Below are 20,366 nucleotides of genomic sequence, written 5' to 3' on the forward strand. Positions count from 1 at the left end.
GTCTAACTTGTCCACTTTGTACATAAGCTGGTGGTAGAATAACAAACTTCCTATTATGAGGAGATGCAGAAATGAAAAGCTACCGTACTGAAAGCACCCTCCATATCGTTGGTAAAGCTTGGCAGATTCAAGCACTCTTGCGCCAATGGCAAAAGGAACACGGACCTACAGCCACTATCGCTTCGCTAGTTGTTCCAAAAAAGGTTCAGGTCTAAAGACGAAGGAACACTGTTCCTGTCTTTAACCTGAACCTTTTCTCAGTATATTGCAAGGGTATGATACAAGTTTATTTTGTGGTTTCTTGAATCAGAGCTACGACAACTTCAGCAACCTTCACCAGATCATCGGCCTTGATCTTTTCCTCTGTTGTATGGATATTCTGGTAGCCCACAGCCAAATTCACCGTCGGAATTCCAAGCCCGTTGAACACATTTGCATCGGAGCCACCACCGGAATGAAAGGTCGGCGTTGCCAGTCCCAGTCCTTGAATTGCACGCTGTGCAACCTGTACAACTTCATCATGCTCCGTAAAGCTGAATGCCGGATAGATGACTTCACTGCGGAACTCTCCCTGTGCACCAAATTCGCGTGCGGTGGTTTCCAGCGCTTCACGCATGTGCTGGATTTGATGATTAACCTTTTCCTGCACAATACTACGTGCCTCTGCACGGATCAACACAAAATCGCATACCACATTCGTCGCGCCGCCGCCCTCAAAACTGCCGATGTTAGCGGTCGTTTCCTTATCAATCCGTCCTAGTTTCATTTTAGAAATTGCTTTAGAAGCGACCTGAATGGCACTAATGCCATCTTCGGGATTTACCCCCGCATGAGCGGACTTCCCAGTAATCTTCATTTCAATACGTGCCTGCGTTGGGGCAGCTATACAAATAGAGCCGACCTCACCATTCGAATCCAAAGCATATCCGAAATCAGAATCTAGCACGTCCGGCTTCATCGCCCGTGCACCCATCAAACCAGATTCCTCGCCAGCCGTAATCACGAACTGGATTTGACCATGGGGAATATTCTGCTCACGCACGACGCGAATCGCCTCGAACAAAGCAGCAATTCCCGCCTTATCGTCAGACCCCAGAATCGTTGAACCGTCACTACGAATCCAGCCATCCTCACCCAACTGCGGCTTAATACCTTTACCCGGAGTAACGGTATCCATGTGGCAGGTAAAAAATAATTTGGGTGCTTGCTCCACACCTTCCTCTTTCCAGGTGACGATCAGATTGCCTGAACCATGTCCGGTTCTTTCACGAGAATCGTCTTCCATTACTTCCAGCCCAAGTGCATTAAACTTCTCTTTTAGAACACGTGAAATTTCCTGCTCATTTTTCGTTTCGCTATCCACCTGTACGAGTTCCATAAATTCCTGTACGATTCGGTGTTTTACTACTTTTACTGTCATTAAACTTTCCTCTCTTTCCCGATTACGCTACAATACGGATAGATGTTCTTATCTATGACTTAAACCTATCCTAAAGGAGTTACACATGTCTAACAAAAAATGGGTTCGTTTTTTCGTCTACATTATGCTCGCAGCTATGATTGGTTCTACGCTGTTCATGGTAATTGAGCCGTTTATTATGCCACTATAATAACTATACCGCTCAAGGTATCCGGCTGCTCTAAGGCATTATTGAAGCCTTGAGTGGACGAGCTGTTACGTAAAGCAAACAGGCGGGCTCCCGTGTAAATACACAATAGCCCGCCTTACCTTTATTGGAAAGAATGCGTTTGCCATTGCGCAGCAAATGAAAATTGCTGTTCAAAGTACGGTACAATTTCCTTCGCAATCTGCTCCACCGACGTAGGCTTCTGTATGCAGTCCTCCAATGATGTCACACCGTATTCCTGAATTCCGCACGGGACAATGCCCTCAAAGCCCTCATGCTGTATCCCTGATTTGATGTTAAAGGCAAAGCCATGGCTGGTTACGAAGCCCCGACGGTGCTTACACTTGTTGAATTTGACACCAATGGCCGCAATTTTAAGATTCCCGATCCATACCCCCGTATATTCAGGCTTACGACTTCCCTCAACCCCATAAGATGCTAACAACCGAATGATCACTTCCTCCAGACTTCGAAGGTATCCATGCAGATTCAGCGCCTCCCGGTTGCCGAGCATAAGTAGAGGATATCCGACAAGCTGCCCTGGCCCATGATATGTAATGTCTCCCCCACGGTCAATCTGAAAGACACTGATTCCCTGCTCCTTCAGTTGCTCTGGTGTGAGGAGCAAATGCTCAGGATGCCGCTGAGAGCCAATCGTGTAGGTCGGTGGATGCTGGAGAAGCATAAGCGTTTCTCTTGCCTCTCCCGCATCCAGCTTTCCCACAATCTCCTTCTGGACATCCCATGCATGGGCATATTCCATCCTATTCGTATAGGTTACATCAAGCGGTCGTCTGTTCACGGCCTGTCACTTCCTCTCCGTACATTTCCTCAACTGTTCGGATGATTAGTACAGCTTCGTATCCAAAGTGTAGCCTTCAAGATTTTCTTTAACCCGTTGCAAGAATCGTCCACAGATCACTCCATCCAAAATACGATGATCCAGCGACAAGCACAGATTAGCCATTGAGCGAACTGCAATCATATCATCGATAACCACGGGTCTTTTGACAATGGATTCAAAGGTAAGAATTGCAGCCTGCGGATAGTTAATCACCGGATAAGATAAAATGGAACCAAAGGAGCCTGTGTTGTTTACAGTGAACGTTCCGCCTTGCATGTCGTCCAGTTTGAGCGTGCCTTCCCGGGTTTTACGTGCCAAATCGTCAATTTCACGAGCTAATCCAGCAATATTTTTCTGGTCCGCTTTTTTAATAACAGGGGTAAGAACGGAGTCCTCTGTACCCACGGCTAGCGAAATATTGATGTCTCTTTTGACGATAATTTTATCCACTGCCCAGACCGAATTCATAATCGGATATTCCTTAATTGCATTCACGACAGCTTTCATGAGGAAAGCCAGATACGTAATATTAATTCCTTCTTTTTGCTTAAATTCGTTTTTGATCTTGTTGCGGAGCATCACCAGGTTGGTCACATCCACCTCAATCGTCGTCCAAGCATGTGGAATTTCAGAAACGCTTTGTCGCATATTGCGAGCAATTGCACTGCGAATGGGTGTAACATCAATAAAATACTCGGATCTGTTATTGTTGCCACCCTCAACTTCGATCACAGGAGATTTTGGAGCCTCCGTTAAATGAATCCCACTGTTACGAACCGGAATAGCAGGGTCCATATTTTGAATCGGTGTACTGTGCTGAGGGGCAGACTGCTGTCTTCCTGCAAAAGGAGAGCCTTGTCCTGTTGCCGTCGCAGTCGGCTGTCCAGATACTCCAGTGGGAGTAGAACCGCCCTGCTGCACATAATTCAGTACGTCTTTGCGGGTAATTCTTCCCCCCATGCCCGTACCGGGTACTTGGCTTAAGTCCACATTATGCTCAGCAGCCAGGGTTTGCACCGCTGGAGAAAAACGTCCTCTCATGGACTGATCCGATCCAGCACTCTGCGGAGATTGTGTTTGTACAGTGCTTTGAGATGCTGGTGCAACAGGTGTCGCTCCTGATGCCGCCGCAGGTGCAGCTGACTTCGTCTGAATACGGCAAATTAACTCGCCTACCGCTACTGTCTGACCTTCCTCTGCTAACAGATCACCCATAATGCCGTCCAATGTGGATGGGATTTCTGCATTCACTTTATCTGTAATAACCTCGCAAATCGGCTCGAATTGCTCTACCGTTTCACCAGGTTGTTTGAGCCATTTGGCAATTGTCGCCGATACGAGCGATTCTGCCAATTGTGGCATGGTCACATCGTTCCATTGTGTTTGGTCTGACATTTTTTTCAACTCCTTAACATCATAGGAGGGCGCGTTTTACCGCTGCCCCCGCTACACTTTTGGAATGCTTTCGTCCAATCTTCCCTATGTTAATACATTGCAAGACGGCGCATGGCTTCCTTCACTTTATCCTTATTTAACATATAAAACTTCTCCATCGGTGGACTGATCGGCATAGCTGGTACATCAGGAGCACATAGGCGCTCAATCGGCGCATCCAGCTCAAACAGACACTCCTCATTAATAATAGCCGATACCTCGGCACCGATGCCGCCCGTTTTGTTGTCCTCATGCACGATTAATACCTTACCTGTATGTCGTGCAGCCTCAACAATGGCTTCACGGTCCAGCGGTTGGAGTGTGCGCAAATCCACAACCTGTGCGGTAATGCCCTCTTCCTTCTCCAATTCCTCAGCAGCCTGCATGACAAAATGTAAAGGCTGGCTATAACCGATGACCGTAATATCGTCACCCTCACGTAATAGATTAGCCTTGCCAATCGGAACGATATAATCATCCTCAGGCACTTCACCCTTGATCAGCTTGTAGGATTTTTTATTTTCAAAAAATAGCACTGGATCAGGGTCACGAATGGCTGCTTTCAGCAATCCTTTTGCGTCATAAGGTGTAAATGGAGCAACAATTTTCAAACCCGGCGTACCAAAAAAGATAGATTCTGGACACTGAGAGTGATACAAACCGCCAAAGATCCCTCCACCAATTGGTGCGCGAATTACAACAGGACAGTTCCAATCGTTGTTAGAGCGGTAACGGATTTTAGCTGCTTCACTAATAATCTGATTCGTCGCTGGAAGCATGAAGTCCGAATATTGCATTTCAGCAATCGGCTTCATTCCGTACATGGCTGCACCAATCGCTACCCCGGCAATAGCCGACTCAGCCAATGGCGTATCCATGACACGTTGCTCACCGAATTGGTCCATAAGCCCCTTTGTCGTTGTAAAGACACCGCCCTTCACCCCGACATCCTCACCTAATACAAAAACTGTTTCATCCTGCTCCATCTCTTCTTTCATCGCAAGACGAATCGCATCAATATATTCCATAATCGCCATCGTTACCGGCCCTCCCCATCGCTATCTGCATACACATGCAGCAGCGTATCTTCGGGCTTTGGAAAAGGCGCATTATCTGCATATTCAATCGCTTCCTTGATTTCGAGCAGCAGCTCAGCCGACAGATCCGCATCCTTGGCCTCATCCCAAATGCCGCATTCAATCAAGTAGCTTTTCATACGGGCTACGCCATCCTTGGCCCAGTTCTCATCCACTTCCTCCTTGGTTCGGTAAGCCAGATCATTATCCGAGGTGGAGTGAGGAGACAGACGGTACATCATGGCTTCGATCAACGTAGGACCTTCACCGCGGACAGCACGTTCCCGTGCTTCTTTCACCGCCGCATATACGGCCAACGCATCATTACCATCGACTCGAATCCCTGGGAATCCATATCCCAATGCACGGTCGCTTACCTTGCCTGCCAACTGTTTATGAATCGGAACCGATATCGCATATTGATTGTTCTCGCACATAATGATGACTGGCAGCTTTTGTACACCAGCAAAGTTACAGCCTTCGTGAAAATCTCCCTGATTGCTGGAGCCTTCCCCAAACGTAACAAATGATACAAAATCCTTTTTCTGCATTTTGGCAGCCAAAGCTACACCCACTGCATGCGGAACCTGTGTCGTCACTGGGCTGGAGCCTGTCACAATACGCAACCGTTTACTACCAAAATGTCCTGGCATTTGACGACCGCCGCTATTGGGATCATCTGCCTTCGCAAATGCCGACAGCATCAGTTCGCGCGGCGTCATTCCTACCGCAAGCACGAATCCATAATCCCGATAATAGGGAAGAAAATAGTCCTTTTCCCGGTCAAGGCCGAAAGCTGCACCTACTTGTGCCGCCTCCTGTCCAATGCCAGAAACGTGGAAATTAATTTTCCCTGCCCGTTGCAGGAGCATGTTGCGCTCGTCAAATCTTCTTGCGAGCAACATATATCTGTACATATCAATAACTTGTCCGTGAGTAAGTCCCAGCTGTTCATGTCTGAAGCCAGCGTCTACAGCGCCTTTAGAACTCATTGAGGCACCTCCTTAAGTGTCAAACATCCTACTTCCAGTTCCTAGTACCATCTTGTCTTAAAACCTGGTACTAAACTCTGGCTAACCCCATTATAATCCTTTTCTGCCCAAAAAGAAAAGCACCGATTTATTTGAAACGTCTATATGCCAATCGCCTGTCCATCAACGGCCAACATCGCTTCTCCCAAAATCTCCGACAACGTCGGATGCGGGTGAATAAGCTGTCCGACTTCCCACGGCGTAGCATCCAGCAGTTGCGCAAGAGCGGCCTCGCTGATCAGATCCGTCACATGCGTACCGATCATATGTACACCGAGAATATCATTGGTCTTCTCGTCGGCCACTACTTTGACAAAGCCGTCCCGACTGCCGTATACTAGCGATTTTCCGATAGCTTGAAAAGGGAACTTCCCTGTCTTCACCTGATGTCCACGCTCACGGGCTTCTTGCTCCGTTAAGCCGACACTCGCAGCTTCAGGACGTGTATAAATACACCGCGGAATCAGATGGTTAGGTACACTGTGAAACTCCTCGCCCGCCAGATGATGAACCGCCTGCAAACCTTCATGGCTCGCCGCATGCGCCAGTTGTAGGCCGCCGATGCAATCTCCAATGGCGTAAATATGTGGTTCATTCGTCTGCAAATGCTCATTAACCGAGATAAAGCCCCGCTCTACGCGGATATCCGTATTTTCCAGTCCGATATTTTCCACATTGGCCTGACGCCCTACAGAAATGAGCAGTTTGGAAGCGCTGAGGGTTTCGGTTTCTTCCCCTTTTTGCACGTCAATCTGCACACCTTCCTCATCTTTGCCGTATGTTTTAGCCAGCACTTGTGAACCCGTCAGCACCTTGACACCACGCTTGGTTAACAAGCGCTGCATTTCACGCGAAACGTCTTCGTCTTCAGTGGGAATAAGTCGATTCGCAGCTTCAACCACCGTAACCTCCACGCCAAAATCATTTAGCATGGAAGCCCACTCCACGCCAATAACACCACCGCCCACGATAATCAGGGATGCTGGCAACTCCTCCATAGTTAACGCTTCGTCACTGCTCAGAATAAATTCGCCATCTGGCTCTAGTCCGGACAACACACGCGGGCGTGATCCTGTTGCAATAATGAGATGTGCAGGAACAATTGTTTCCATCTCACCATCTTCTAGTTCCACGGCAACTGCCCCGCTTTTTGGAGAAAATATAGACGGACCAATCACGCGCCCCTTACCGCTCAGTACCGTAATTTTATTTTTACGCATCAAAAATTGAACGCCCTGATGCAGCTGTTCCACAACGGCTTCCTTACGTTCCTGAACCTTGGGAAATACAAGCTGTGCTCCCGATGTCTCGATACCGTATTGTGCACTTTCTTTAATCGTGGCATATACTTCCGCACTGCGTAGCAAGGCCTTACTCGGAATGCAACCACGGTGCAGACAGGTTCCGCCAAGCTTGTCCTTTTCGATAATAACCACTTCTTTGCCTAGCTGGGCAGCACGAATGGCTGCTACATACCCCCCGGTTCCTCCACCCAAAATAGCGACATCACAATGTATAGTCATGTTTCTCCTCCAATAACAATTGATTATATATAGCTTATTGTACTCTCTTTATTTCACTGTACAAAATATAGCGTTTAGGCATAGGCTACAAAAAAGCTAACCCTTTAATCCAGATTTCTTTCCATATCATTCATACAGCGCATCTCGTAATTTGGTAGACATCCTTGGACTTTGTGCTGATTTGGCTCGCAGCGCCTTGCGAAATGATTCATTTTGCTTGCGCAGAAAGTTCAGCTCTGTCTCCAGCTCAGTGATGAGTTCTAGAGCTTGCGGGCTGATCAGCCCTTGCTCCAGTAATGCTCCTTTTTTGGCACTATAATCCGTATTTTTTTCGTCCATGCCTTTCACTCTTCCCTTCATTCCACTACGCTTCACCATATCATGCCCGCGGCGGCAGAGCAATGACGACCACATTTACGTTTTAGGAATAGACATACAACAACATGTCGAAAATCAATATATTTTCTCTAGTCTGTATACGGCTGGTTATGGTAATCTATAATGGCGTTTTCTTTCGGAGAAGAAGATTTACAGTGTTATGTACATGTTACAGAGAGGGGAATTCGCTTTGCCTACAGGACGAATTACGATTATTACAGGCCCCATGTTCAGTGAAAAATCCGGCGAATTGATTCGCCGCTGTCAAAAACTAATCCAATACGGGCATCGTAAAGTGGTAGCTTACAAACCCGCTGAAGATAACCGCTATGCCGAGGACGAAATAGTGAGCCGGATCGGATATCGGCTGCCCGCTATCTCTATCCCAAGAAAACTTACAGATGAGCTCGTTCAGCGTATTTTGCAAGAAACAAAAGATGCCGACGTGGTTGCCTTTGACGAAGTCCAGTTTTTCAGTCGTCATATTATGTCGCTTGTACAAGAGCTAGCTTATTGCGGCAAGCATGTAATTGCCGATGGGCTGAATCTGGATTATCGAGGCAAAGAGTTCGGCTATGTCGGTGGTCTGCTCGCCATGGCGGATGACATCGAGAAGCTGACTTCCTTTTGCGCTGTCTGCGGTAGCTCGGAAGCAGTATTTACGCAACGTATGGTAAATGGTAAACCTTCCACTGTGGGACCTATTGTGATGATCGGCGACTCTGAGGCTTATGAGCCTCGTTGTCGAAATTGCTTTATACCTCCTCATAAAGTGAACTGCGATTAGTAGACAGATGGATCGACAAGCTGCAATATGCCTACGTGAGTACCAGTGACTTTTTCTTGCATTTTTTTGGAACGATTCGAACCATTCCCCCGTATATCCGGTTAAGCTGTACAAGTTTTTAGTCTTCGTTTGTATATCATGACCATGAGATTATATGGGGGGAAGGAATAATGAGTTTTTTTAACAAAATCTTAGCAAGCGCAGGAATCGGTTCAGCTAAAGTCGATACGCTGGTGGATCAAGCCGTATATGTGCCTGGGGAAGAACTGAGTGGCATCATGCGCATCAAAGGCGGTAAAATTGATCAGGAAATCGGCAAAATTGACATCGAGCTCAAGACTGAATATATCGTGGAGCACGATGACAAAAAAACTACCACCACCTGCTGCATTGCACGAATTAAGGTATCGGACGGCTTTCATCTAGAGCAAGGACAGGAGCTTGAAATTCCTTTTTCCTTCAGATTGCCGTTGGAAACTCCTGTTACTCACGCCAAGCAGCCCGTCTGGCTGGAAACAGCATTAGATATTGGCATGGCTTTGGACCCGACCGATCGTGATTCACTCAAAATCGAGCCACATCCCTATATGAATACAGTGTTTGAGGCGGTTCACCTGTTGGGCTTCCGATTCCGCTCCTCCTCCTGCGAACGTCACCCCAAGCTTGGACGCAGTGTTCCATTCGTGCAGGAGTTTGAATTTACGCCCGGCTCGGAATATGCACGGGATATCGAGGAACTAGAGTTGGTTATGCAGTTGGAACCCGAGGGTGTGCATGTGCTTGTAGAAGTAGACCGCAGGGGCAGAGGGTTGTCTGGTTGGCTGGAGAGTGCCTTTGATATGGATGAGCGTCATGCCTGGTTGAGTTTAAGCCGGGAAGAGCTATCCTATGGACCAGATCACATAGCAGATGCGCTTGAGGAATTAATTGACAGGCAACTTAGATAACAATGTAGAACATAAACAAAAAACTCCTAACCAATTACTACATCGGTTGGGAGTTTTTGTTAATTTAAGAATTCTTTAATGATCGTCCTCAACAGTCTGTATAGACTAAAGTGGCAACATATCCTGTCTTTCCGCCTTATGCTTACACTCTTTGCATACCCCGTACAGCGATCCATTGTCATCTGCGTAGAAGGTTAATTTGTCTTCTTTTTTACAGAAGGAGCATTTTTGCTTGCCTGTGCCCTGGATAGAGTCAGACAGTCCAAATCCAGTTTGGGCCTGAACACCTGCTGCTTTTGTATTCGCGCGTGAACCGGAAGACACTTTAGACTTAGATTCATTTCTGGTGCGGGATTGTCGAGCGGGCTTACGAGGACGAAATTCAACGACATTACTGTCCCGCTGCTCATTCACTTGTTTGTTGCTGCTGCGACTACGCCTTGCTTTAACAATCCAACCCAATACCACCAACAACACGCCGAAGAACACCCAAGTCAGACTACTCCACATGCTCTCATCCCCGCCTTTGCTTCAGAATCAATTGGGTTAATACCACTAGCCCGTTCAATGCGATGACTTAGCCTATAGTTTTATTCATTAAAATATACCCGTGTGTACAGCCTCTGTGCTGCTCATCCAATGCCAACCCACATAAAAACCGTACCCTCTAGTGCAACATCCGACTCGCCTCTTAGCAAGAAATTGAGCATGTTAGGTAAATCATCTTCTCCTGAGGAGTACACTGACCCGTTTTACAAATTGTACATCATCCTTTTGAAAAACGATAATATCTACTCTATGGAAATCGTTCTCCTTATCAAAATGCTTATCTACTGCTCAATGGTGAGAACAAGAACAAAAATGCCCCAGATGGCTACATTACTCCCCTTGATAATAAAAATCAATGAATCTTTTCGTCAACGGATTAAACTTATCAAAGCGTTTGCGATGCGGTAAAAAACCTGACTTATGTACTTGTTCTGCTAGTGTTTCTACATGTTCAAATCGCTTGAAAAAAGGCAACGCAAAAGTGTAGATATCTTCAATAATCTCTTGGATCACCCGCTCTCTTTCTGCTTCTGTGGACACAAGGTAATCCCTGTTTTCCGTATATTTCTTGGTCAGAGCAATCAACTCACTGTGAAAACAAGCCCCCGTACTATACTTCTTTTTTATTTTTTTGGATTCCACGATAATATAAACTTTTAATGCACCATATTTAGTCGCACCAAAATAAATTTCAAATATAAATTCCCTGGTGTCTTTTTTCAAAACTTTTCTGCTTTTCAGATATTTAAAATCATTCAAAAATGGTGTAGCTATAATTTTATCTATCGCTAACTGACGTAGATCACTTGCTTTAAGTTCAGTCTTATGGTCCATGATGTCACTCCAACCCAAAGAATTTCCCACCATTATATCATATTGTTCCAATTACAGGCTCTTCTTATCTCCACTCTTTAATCGCAAAGTATTAATAAAAAACAGAAAAAAGCCGCTCACAATAGAGCAGCTATTCCTCTGAAACATAAAAAGCAGTATATGAATTATACTTTGAATTTACCAATTTGCCCTTGCAGATCTTCTGCCATTTTGGACAGGTTTCTTGCAGAGGAAGCAATTTCCTCCATTGATGCCAGTTGTTCTTGAGTCGCAGCTGACACGTGCTGTGTCCCGGCTGCAGCCTCTTCAGCAATTGCTGAAATTTGTTTAACAAAGCCAACAATCTCATCGGTACTTGCAGACATTTGTTCCGATCCAGCAGAGACCTCTTCAATTTCACTGGCCACTTTATTGACGGTTTCCTGAATTAGTTCAAACGATGCGCCTGCATTTTGTACAACTTCACGACCTGTCATGACATCCTTCCCGTTGGATGCTACCGCCTCAATTGCATGGGTAGTATCCTTTTGAATCAATCCCACAAGCTCCGTAATTTGTTGAGCAGAGTGAGCTGATTGTTCGGCCAACTTGCGAACTTCGCCTGCAACTACAGCAAATCCGCGACCATGTTCCCCTGCGCGGGCCGCTTCAATCGCAGCGTTCAAGGCAAGAAGGTTGGTCTGACTAGAAATATTGGTGATAACATCAATGATCTTGCCAATTTCGTCTGAGCGCTCTCCCAATCCAGCCATGAGATCTGCCAATCCATTCATGGAATCATTCACGGCATTCATCTGCGTAACTGCCTGTTGAATCATCTGGTTACCTTCAGCCGATTTATGGGCCGCATCTTGCGCAGATGCAAATACATTTTGCGCGCGGATGGCGATTTGCTCAACACCGATAGACATTTCCTCAATAGCTTGGGACGATTTCGTCACCATATCCACCTGGTCTCCTGTTCCAGTAGCTACTTCTTGCACCGTTTCGGTTATTTGTGCAGAAGCTTGGCTGTTTTGCTCTGCGCTGGCCGTCAATTCTTCTGAGGAAGTGGTTACCAACTCAGTCGTCTTACTCACAGATTGAATCAGTTCACGAAGGTTCTCAACCATGACATTAAAGGAATGTGCCAATGTACTGATCTCGTCCTTGCCCTTCACATCGATAGCTTCACTTGTAAGATCACCCGATGCAATACTTTCAGCAGCACGACTGATCCGCAAGATAGGTTTAGAAATGATTTGGGCTATGATGATTGCCATGATCAATGCTAATATAACGGCTACTATACTCAAAACGATGACCAATTGTCTCCCTGAAATAAAGTTATCAACAGCTTCTTTCGTAGTCTGTTTAGATCCATCTGCATTCAATTTAATGAGCTGACTGATCATATCGTTTGAACTATACCATAACTTATAGGACTCCTGATGTAGGATGCTTGATTGAGCATAATCATTAGCTTTACCTGCTTCGAGCACTTCAGGCAACTTATTCAGATACTCAGTATAAGTTTTGGAGAATTCTTCATACATTTCACGTTCTTTAGGGGTAGCAATTAATTTTTCGTATGTTTTCCGGCCGTCCTCAACCTTTTTTAAAACCTTATCATATTCGGCCTGAACCTTCTCCATTTCCTCTGGGTCACGTTCTACAATAATGTTTAATGAAATCCGCTCTACATCAGATACATCACCATTTAGTGTCCCCAGGATGGTCACACTTGGCATCCAATGACTATCGATTGCCATCGAAGTGTCACCTAATTTTTTCATTCTGGAGATAGATACTGTACTAATCACGATCAATAGGATTATTACCGCAAGAAAACCCAATATCAATTTTGTTCGGATGTTAAATTTCATATATTCGCTCCTCAGTTCTCTTTATAATTAGATACTATATCGACAAGAAACGACACATTGTTTATATCAAATTTAAAGAGAATTTCAGAACTGTTTACAAAAGGGAGTTTTCTCCTCGTGATGGTTGGTGCAACTGATTCAGGCTTATTTTATAAACCTCTTGTAGAGCATTATGTTTTATAATTCCCAACAATTGTACCGTCATATATAGCAAGAGAGATGCTGAAAATCTTTATTCACTTATTGCATCAAACTTCTAAATTAAAAAAAAGATACCCAAAAGCGGGTATCCTTTTATGTTTTACTTCCTAGCAATCACCATAAATCGTTCTGAATTTGTCCTTATTCCTATTTCGGTTTGATTGTCCATAATAAATTGCTGGAGTATATGAAAATCAATTTCTTCATCTCTGAAGTTAGGAATAATTGGAGTGTGTTTCAAGAGAAATATTAAGTCTGCAGGAGTCTGATAATATTCGGTTGCATTGAATTCAAATGACTGTATGTCGCTAAAGCCCGCATCACTTAATTCCGTAATATATTTAGCTTTTAACGAGTCTTTCTTAGTCCCCCATGCCTGTCCTCTTCCAAACGCTTCTTTAATATTTAATTTGTCGTTTTCGCTTACTTGCTGTGTCAGGAACATACCACCCTTTACTAACACCTTTGCTATTTCTTTTGCATAAAAACATGAATGTCGAGAAGAGATTACGTTAAAGAAGTTCTCAGGAAAATTTAAATTTTCAGCATCCATCTGGAGAAAACGAACATTTGCTATGTCTGATTCAGCCGAATTCTTGGTTGCCGTTTCGATCATTCCAGTGGAATGGTCAATCCCAACTAGGAGTAATGCCGAATCTGCTATTGATAAAATGGCCTCCCCGCCGCCAGTACCGATGTCAAGCAATATGTCCGACTTCTTGCATGTCTTCGCTACTTCATTGTAGAAGTCCCATTTTACGCCTTTGGAGATACATTTCACGTTACTGAAATCCCATCCGTTGATTTTTCCAATCTTATCATAAAACTCTTTATACTCTATTGAATTCATTTTCTTTTCACCTTCCAATTAAGGATAAAAACTACGGGCTAGCAGACCGATATCATTCAAAATTTTAGTTGTGTAGTCAAAAGGATAAACTCCCCCCTTGACGGCTGGTACGCGTTTTTTCCAACCCGGAAACTAAATACTTCGAACAATACGGAAAGACATCCGATTCACCTCATTTGAAAGAATGTTTTAATTATAAAAAATACCGCTCCTTTACTGGTCTTTGGAAGAACCAATAAAAAGGCGGTATTAGTTGTCCACTATTCAGAAGCTTATCGGTATCGGGACGGCTGTGTTGGAGATTAGTAGCCGTCCCTACAATTATCATTCATAAACGTCAAAACCCAAGAATTCCTTGCTTCATCAATCATTCTGACCCTTTCAGGACACCTTGTTCTCAATTCTCAGCTTATCTGCCACCATCGCTATGAACTCACTATTGGTTGGTTTGGACTTACTGATATTAATGGTGTAACCGAACAGGTGTGAAATACTGTCGATATTTCCGCGGGTCCATGCTACCTCGATAGCATGACGAATGGCGCGTTCTACGCGAGATGCCGTCGTTTTGAACTTTTCGGCGATTGCCGGATATAATGTTTTGGTGATGGCACCTAGAATTTCGATATTATTGTACACCATCGTAATGGCTTCACGTAAATATTGATAGCCCTTGATGTGAGCTGGTACGCCAATTTCGTGTATGATGGCCGTGATACTGGCATCCAGGTTTTTCGTCTTACCCATAGGTACAACGTTGGACCGCATGGATGAAATGGTCACCGGACTGCTGCTAACTAACTGCGGTCCCACCAATTGGCGAACACGGTTAGCCAGCACTTCCATGTCAAACGGCTTCAAAATATAATAAGATGCCCCGAGCTGTACGGCCCTCTGTGTAATATTTTCTTGTCCGAATGCAGTCAGCATAATGATTTTCGGTTGTGGAGTTAGGTTCATTTCTCTCAAACGCTCCAATACACCGAGACCATCCAGATGAGGCATAATAATATCCAAAATAAGTACATCAGGTATGTTGCGGGATTCTGCGATGCGTTGGAGCACTTCTTCGCCGTTATAGGCGATTCCTGTAACTTCCATATCCTCCTGATCGGAAATATATTCAGCAAGCAAATTCGTAAATTCCCGGTTGTCATCTGCCAACAATACCTCAATTTTTTGCAATGTACTTCCTCCTCATTGAGTGATATTCCATTGTGATATCTGTTTACAGTATATAAATATTTCTTGTCGGAGTATATGATTTCGACATCGAATTATGAATTCCTTCTGTCGAAAATTATTTTTATTTATTTTTTTTATAGTTTCTATTATAATTGATTCTTTATCTTGCAATTATGAGCTATTCCCCTGCTTTTCGACAAAAAAATCTTAAGGCCACTAGCTCGCCTTAAGATTAGAAGATGATTTCAAGCTTACGTTATTCTGCATGATTCCTGCATCGCGCAGCATCCATTCGATAAAACAACCGTAACCTGATTTAGGATCATTCACAAATACATGTGTCACAGCCCCGATAAGCTTACCATTTTGGATGATCGGACTACCGCTCATTCCTTGCACGATTCCCCCGGTCTTATCCAGCAGCTTTGGATCTACAATACGAATCACAAGTCCTTTGGTTGCCGGTTTGTCCTGCTGAGAAATGTGTACAATTTCCGCCTGAAACCGCTGAATTTGTTGACCTTCCAGTACAGTCAAAATTTCTGCTGGTCCTTCCTTTACTTCATTAGCAAGAGCCACCGGAATAGGAGTCGAATACAATCCATATTGCGGCTCATCTGACATTTTCCCAAAGATTCCGAAATTCGTATTTCTTTCAATATTTCCTAATACCCGATGATCTTTGAGAAAATGAGCGCGTTTTTCTCCTGGTTCCCCACTTTGGCTTTTCGCAATTGATGTCACATTGGACTGCACAATCTCTCCGCTTCCCACGACAATAGGGGTTTGGGTATTCATATCGGTAATTACGTGGCCCAAGGCCCCGTATACACCTTGGTCTGGTGCGTAAAACGTTAATGTACCTACACCTGCAGCCGAGTCCCTAATATACAACCCAAGCCGCCATGCTTTATCATCCTGATCATATGCTGGTGTTAACTTGGTGGAAATGGTCTGCTCACCTCGACAAAGCGTTATGTCGAGCGGCTTTTTATTCTTACCTGCTTCGTCTACTACTTCAGCAACCCTTGCCAGGCTATTGAGTGGTTTGCCGTTCATGTGTGTAATCCGATCTCCTAGGCGAATCCCCGCTGTTTCACCAGGTGATACCTTACGATCATTACTTTCCTGAATGATATGGTGACCGACGACAAGCACTCCTGAAGATTTTACTTTAACCCCAATCGTCTGCCCTCCCGGGTATACTTTTAAATCGGGAATTACACTTTCTTGGGTTGTCCTCATGCTTTTAGAACCAAACAAATCCAAAGAAGCTTGTGGAGGCAGCGCTGCTTGCACTTGCTGAGCGTTACCGATAGAACACATAAGAAAAACAAGCAAAAGACCGAGCAATTTGATCCTGGAGTAAAAATTCAATGGCTGTCACGCTCCCTTTGCTTCTTTCGCTTGACGAGTAAAGGTGGTCGCCAATTGCGTACCTATAAGGTAACCTTGCCCCCAGGCTTTTATAACTGTTAAACATTACGCCGGCCGCTCTTTTCAGGCTTTCTTTCCTTCCGCCAAATTCAGCATTTCCTGTGCGTGATGCAATGTTTTTTCGGTAATTTCCACACCGCCCAGCATCCGTGCCAATTCTTTGACACGCCCGTCCTCCGTAAGTCCCTCAATTTGAGTCATGGTCCGTCCGTCATGAACATTTTTCTCAATAAGGTACTGATGATCTGCCATACATGCCACCTGTGGCAAGTGAGTAATGGAAAACACCTGACAAACGGAAGATAAACGATATAGCTTCTCGGCAATGGATTGAGCTGCACGACCACTCACCCCGGTATCCACCTCGTCAAAAATGAGTACTGGAATTTGATCATGACGCGCAAAAATACTTTTCATCGCCAACATGATACGTGATAGCTCACCGCCTGAAGCGATCTTACCAAGTGGACGTAATGGCTCACCTGGATTGGGGGAAATAAGAAATTCCGCATTATCAATACCCTGCTTGGTAGGTCTTACCTTCAGACCTTTATACTCATACCCGCGTGGATCTTCAATTGGATCAATGCGCACCTTGAGTGACGTTCTTTCCATCTGCAGGTCTTTTAACTCCTGCTCCACTTGCTCTGCAAGCTCTTCAGCGCAAATTTCACGTGCTTCTGTAAGCTCTTCCGAAATCTCAAGCAATTCGGACAGCAACTCGTCCCGTTTTGCAATGAGCTGCTCCAGACGCTCATCTTTATTTTCCAGCAGATCGGTTTCCTGCTCAATACGGCTATAGTATTCCAAAATCTGCTCTATACTATCACCATATTTTCGCTGTAATCCGGTAATTTGATTCAAACGTTGTTCCACTTCATGCAGCTTGTCTGGATTAAATTCAATATCCTCACGATAAGAACGTAATTGGAATGCTGCGTCCTCCAACTGGTAAAAAGCAGACTGAATCTGCTCTGCAATGGGCTGTAGGCTTTTGCTGTCATAGTTTTGGACATCGTTCAATCTGGACAATACGTTATTGATCGTATCCAGTCCACCTCTGCCGCTTAACAGTTCGTATGCTCCTGATATCCCATCCATCATTTTCTCACTATGGGATAGCTTGACCCGTTCTTCTGCCAATAATTCATCTTCTCCCAATTTCAACTCCGCCGCAGCGATCTCTTCTAATTGAAATCGGTACATATCCAAAAGCTGATAAGCCTTTTGACTGGAGCTTTGCAGTTCTCTTACTTCTTTTTCCGCTTTGACAAAAGCATTGTAACGCTCCCGATAAAGCGTTTTGACCGGACCGATCACCGAATCACCGAACGTATCCAGCAGCGACAGATGGCGATCTGCACGTAGCAGGCTTTGATGCTCATGCTGCCCGTGTATATTGACGAGTTGCTCACCTACCTCACGCAGCATCGTCAAATTAACCATCTGGCCGTTAATTCGAGAAGAGCTTTTCCCCTGAACCGTAAGTTCACGACGAATCAGCAAATGCTCCTCCGCATTAGCCTTAATTCCTTGTTCCTCAAGTGTATTCCAAACGGGATGTTTTACTGGCAGTTCAAACAAGGCTTCCATCTCTGCTTTATCACAACCGTAACGTACTAAATCAGCAGAGCCCCTACCGCCTGCAATTAGCCCAAGCGCATCGATAATAATGGATTTACCAGCACCTGTTTCCCCGCTTAACACATGAAACCCTTTATAAAAATGAACATCGACGGCCTCTACGACCGCCAAATTCCGTATAGACAAAGTGACCAGCATCGTTCTTTCACCTCTATGATGTACAAATTAAAACGCCTAATATGCGTAGCCATTATAATTAGGAAATGTAGCCCATAAGACGATTCACGATAGCTTCGCTGTTTTCTTCCGATCGGCAAATAATCAAAATGGTGTCATCTCCGCTAATCGTACCCATAATTTCGGACCATTCAATATTGTCCAATAAAGCAGCAATCGAGTTGGCTGTTCCCGGCAGACACTTCATCACAATCAGATTGGTTGTGTAGTCAATATGCAAAAAGTTATCAACCAACGTACGTTTCAGTTTCTGGGCTGGATTGTAGCGCTGATCCGAAGGCATCGAATATTTATATCTGCCATCGTCCATTGGGACCTTGATGAGCAGTAGCTCCTTGATATCGCGCGATACGGTCGCCTGCGTAACCTGAAAACCAGCCTTACGCAATGCTTCAACCAGATCATCCTGCGTCTCAATTTCATGTTGTGAAATAATTTCCCTAATTTTAATATGTCGTTGACCCTTCATATAATCCTCCTATGGATTAACCTTCATATTCCTCTTCTTCGAGGTCTTCCACTAATGTAATAAGGCGAATACTTCGCTCGTCCGTATCAACGTACAGTACACCCGCGCAACCCGGATAGAGCAACAAATATGGCATGAGCCTGTCCCGTAAATCAGGACCACTCCACTCCATTGGTTTCTTGCGGCGTGACGTTTTGACCATATATGTCGAACCGTTTCGTACAGCCACGTAGTCTATAAACAAACGGCTATACACGGTATGTCCATTCACTTTAAAAGCAAGCGGTATTTTCATTTTCCCGCCCACAACCTCATATCCTGCTTTTTCGAGTAGATCTGTAACAGGCCCTTCATCCAAATCCTCGTTAATCGGTATCGTCTTTAGCACAAGCGGCCCTGGCTCCTTCAACCAGGCACGTAGGCTATATAAAGCCCATATCCCTAATATCACCCCGATCACAGCGATGATAACCGTATCATATCTTGTATCCATGGTCCGATCACCTCATGGACATATTCTAGGACAAGAAGTAAAATTCCTTTTCCTTTGTACATCTCATTATAGGCGAACGTGAGTTCTATAATCAATCCCTCACACCAAAAAGAGGTTCCCTTAAGTTCACAGAACTCATGGAGAACCCCTGAATGTTACTTACGCGATGGACCATTATTAAAAGTCTGACCTGCTTCCTGAACGGTGCGTTCAATCAGTGGTCTGAAATCCATCTTCTCCAGCTGCGATTCTGCAGCAGGAAGCCCATCCAAACGCCAATGCGCTAAAAATTCAATATTGCCTTCTCCACCTGTAATAGGTGAATAAGCCAAACCTTGCAGCGTAAGTCCAAGCTCATGCGCAAACATCAGAATGGTCTGCAACACTTCTTTATGCGTAGCAGGATCACGGACCACACCGGATTTTCCGACCTTTTCGCGTCCAGCTTCAAATTGCGGCTTGATTAGAGCTACAATATCAGCAGGTTGATGCAATAATGCAAGCAACGGGGGCAAAATAATACGTAATGAAATAAACGAAACGTCAATACTTGCGAAATTCGGCACAGAACCAATCAAATCCGCTGGTGTCATATATCTGAAATTCGTTTTCTCCATTACGCATACTCGTTCATCATTACGAAGCGACCAATCCAGCTGATTATAACCCACATCAATGGCATAAACGTATTCCGCTCCATGCTGAAGTGCACAATCCGTAAAGCCTCCAGTGGACGAGCCAATATCCAGCATTGTCCTGCCCTTCATATTCAGCTCAAATTGACGGATGGCCTTCTCCAGCTTCAATCCTCCACGGCTTACGTACGGATGCACCGAGCCCTTAACTTTAAGCTCGCTGGCGCGTGGTACCTTCATTCCCGCTTTTTCGATTCGTTCGCTGTCCGCCAGCACTAAACCAGCCATAATCGCAGCTTTAGCTTTTTCACGGCTTTCAAAAAAGCCTTGTTCTACAAGTAATACATCAATGCGTTCCTTCGGAACAGACATGTTAATC

At 44.8% G+C, this 20,366-nt stretch carries 21 protein-coding genes; 4 read left to right on the plus strand and 17 right to left on the minus strand.

Annotation, left to right across the window (positions count from 1 at the left end; genetic code table 11):
- The first annotated feature begins 71 nt into the window (after positions 1–71).
- A complete protein-coding gene (mciZ, locus tag NSQ68_RS15215) occupies positions 72–215 on the plus strand; it encodes a Z-ring formation inhibitor MciZ (RefSeq protein WP_080658620.1) in 144 nt (47 codons plus the stop codon).
- 71 nt (positions 216–286) lie between these two features.
- Here mciZ and NSQ68_RS15220 read toward each other — a convergent pair whose 3' ends face one another.
- Positions 287–1,420, minus strand: a complete 1,134-nt coding sequence (locus NSQ68_RS15220; protein WP_342426430.1) for a tripeptidase T — start codon at positions 1,418–1,420, stop codon at positions 287–289.
- An 85-nt stretch (positions 1,421–1,505) separates the two neighbouring features.
- On the opposite strand from NSQ68_RS15220, the gene prli42 reads away from it, so the two are divergent.
- Positions 1,506–1,610 (plus strand): stressosome-associated protein Prli42, encoded by a 105-nt coding sequence (prli42, locus tag NSQ68_RS15225; protein WP_023989226.1) that lies wholly within the window; start codon positions 1,506–1,508, stop codon positions 1,608–1,610.
- Between the two features lie 121 nt (positions 1,611–1,731).
- Here prli42 and lipB read toward each other — a convergent pair whose 3' ends face one another.
- The 6 genes from lipB to NSQ68_RS15255 form a co-directional block, all read right to left on the minus strand.
- Complete coding sequence (lipB, locus tag NSQ68_RS15230; RefSeq protein WP_029517284.1) at positions 1,732–2,430, minus strand: lipoyl(octanoyl) transferase LipB; 699 nt, start codon at positions 2,428–2,430, stop codon at positions 1,732–1,734.
- A gap of 45 nt (positions 2,431–2,475) precedes the next feature.
- Positions 2,476–3,867: a dihydrolipoamide acetyltransferase family protein gene (locus NSQ68_RS15235; RefSeq protein ID WP_307346299.1), complete on the minus strand. Its 1,392-nt coding sequence runs from the start codon at positions 3,865–3,867 to the stop codon at positions 2,476–2,478.
- An 89-nt stretch (positions 3,868–3,956) separates the two neighbouring features.
- Positions 3,957–4,943, minus strand: a complete 987-nt coding sequence (locus tag NSQ68_RS15240) for an alpha-ketoacid dehydrogenase subunit beta (RefSeq protein WP_029517282.1) — start codon at positions 4,941–4,943, stop codon at positions 3,957–3,959.
- Positions 4,944–4,945: 2 nt separating this feature from the next.
- Positions 4,946–5,974, minus strand: coding sequence for a thiamine pyrophosphate-dependent dehydrogenase E1 component subunit alpha (locus NSQ68_RS15245; protein ID WP_071641466.1), 1,029 nt, complete (start codon positions 5,972–5,974; stop codon positions 4,946–4,948).
- 140 nt (positions 5,975–6,114) lie between these two features.
- Positions 6,115–7,536, minus strand: a complete 1,422-nt coding sequence (gene lpdA, locus NSQ68_RS15250) for a dihydrolipoyl dehydrogenase (protein ID WP_250239286.1) — start codon at positions 7,534–7,536, stop codon at positions 6,115–6,117.
- 126 nt (positions 7,537–7,662) lie between these two features.
- Positions 7,663–7,896 carry a hypothetical protein gene (locus NSQ68_RS15255; RefSeq protein WP_013310799.1) on the minus strand — a complete coding sequence of 78 codons (234 nt, stop codon included), beginning with the start codon at positions 7,894–7,896 and terminating at the stop codon, positions 7,663–7,665.
- A 208-nt stretch (positions 7,897–8,104) separates the two neighbouring features.
- Here NSQ68_RS15255 and NSQ68_RS15260 point away from each other — a divergent pair, with 208 nt between their 5' ends.
- Together NSQ68_RS15260 and NSQ68_RS15265 are read left to right on the plus strand one after the other, a co-directional pair.
- Positions 8,105–8,701, plus strand: a complete 597-nt coding sequence (locus tag NSQ68_RS15260) for a thymidine kinase (protein WP_023989232.1) — start codon at positions 8,105–8,107, stop codon at positions 8,699–8,701.
- A gap of 170 nt (positions 8,702–8,871) precedes the next feature.
- A complete protein-coding gene (locus NSQ68_RS15265) occupies positions 8,872–9,648 on the plus strand; it encodes a sporulation protein (RefSeq protein WP_342426431.1) in 777 nt (258 codons plus the stop codon).
- Positions 9,649–9,753: 105 nt separating this feature from the next.
- Here NSQ68_RS15265 and NSQ68_RS15270 read toward each other — a convergent pair whose 3' ends face one another.
- From NSQ68_RS15270 to NSQ68_RS15315, 10 genes are all read right to left on the minus strand, one after another.
- Positions 9,754–10,158: a hypothetical protein gene (locus tag NSQ68_RS15270; RefSeq protein WP_342426432.1), complete on the minus strand. Its 405-nt coding sequence runs from the start codon at positions 10,156–10,158 to the stop codon at positions 9,754–9,756.
- Positions 10,159–10,527: 369 nt separating this feature from the next.
- The gene (locus NSQ68_RS15275; RefSeq protein ID WP_342426433.1) at positions 10,528–11,082 is read right to left on the minus strand and encodes a hypothetical protein; all 555 of its coding nucleotides are present in this window, start codon (positions 11,080–11,082) and stop codon (positions 10,528–10,530) included.
- Positions 11,083–11,195: 113 nt separating this feature from the next.
- Positions 11,196–12,896: a methyl-accepting chemotaxis protein gene (locus NSQ68_RS15280; RefSeq protein WP_342426434.1), complete on the minus strand. Its 1,701-nt coding sequence runs from the start codon at positions 12,894–12,896 to the stop codon at positions 11,196–11,198.
- 301 nt (positions 12,897–13,197) lie between these two features.
- A complete protein-coding gene (locus NSQ68_RS15285) occupies positions 13,198–13,947 on the minus strand; it encodes a class I SAM-dependent methyltransferase (protein WP_342426435.1) in 750 nt (249 codons plus the stop codon).
- A gap of 381 nt (positions 13,948–14,328) precedes the next feature.
- Entirely contained in the window at positions 14,329–15,132 is an 804-nt protein-coding gene (gene spo0A, locus NSQ68_RS15290) for a sporulation transcription factor Spo0A (RefSeq protein WP_023989239.1), read from the minus strand.
- A 216-nt stretch (positions 15,133–15,348) separates the two neighbouring features.
- The gene (spoIVB, locus tag NSQ68_RS15295; protein ID WP_342426436.1) at positions 15,349–16,509 is read right to left on the minus strand and encodes a SpoIVB peptidase; all 1,161 of its coding nucleotides are present in this window, start codon (positions 16,507–16,509) and stop codon (positions 15,349–15,351) included.
- Between the two features lie 123 nt (positions 16,510–16,632).
- A complete protein-coding gene (gene recN, locus NSQ68_RS15300; protein ID WP_342426437.1) occupies positions 16,633–18,351 on the minus strand; it encodes a DNA repair protein RecN in 1,719 nt (572 codons plus the stop codon).
- A 58-nt stretch (positions 18,352–18,409) separates the two neighbouring features.
- On the minus strand, positions 18,410–18,859 hold the full coding sequence (argR, locus tag NSQ68_RS15305; RefSeq protein ID WP_013310809.1) for a transcriptional regulator ArgR: 450 nt from the start codon (positions 18,857–18,859) through the stop codon (positions 18,410–18,412).
- Between the two features lie 16 nt (positions 18,860–18,875).
- Complete coding sequence (locus tag NSQ68_RS15310; RefSeq protein ID WP_342426438.1) at positions 18,876–19,352, minus strand: hypothetical protein; 477 nt, start codon at positions 19,350–19,352, stop codon at positions 18,876–18,878.
- 155 nt (positions 19,353–19,507) lie between these two features.
- Positions 19,508–20,359, minus strand: a complete 852-nt coding sequence (locus tag NSQ68_RS15315; protein WP_307346336.1) for a TlyA family RNA methyltransferase — start codon at positions 20,357–20,359, stop codon at positions 19,508–19,510.
- Between the last annotated feature and the right edge of the window lie 7 nt (positions 20,360–20,366).

Source organism: Paenibacillus sp. FSL L8-0158 (genome assembly GCF_038592965.1).
Classification (GTDB): Bacteria; Bacillota; Bacilli; order Paenibacillales; family Paenibacillaceae; genus Paenibacillus; species Paenibacillus polymyxa_D.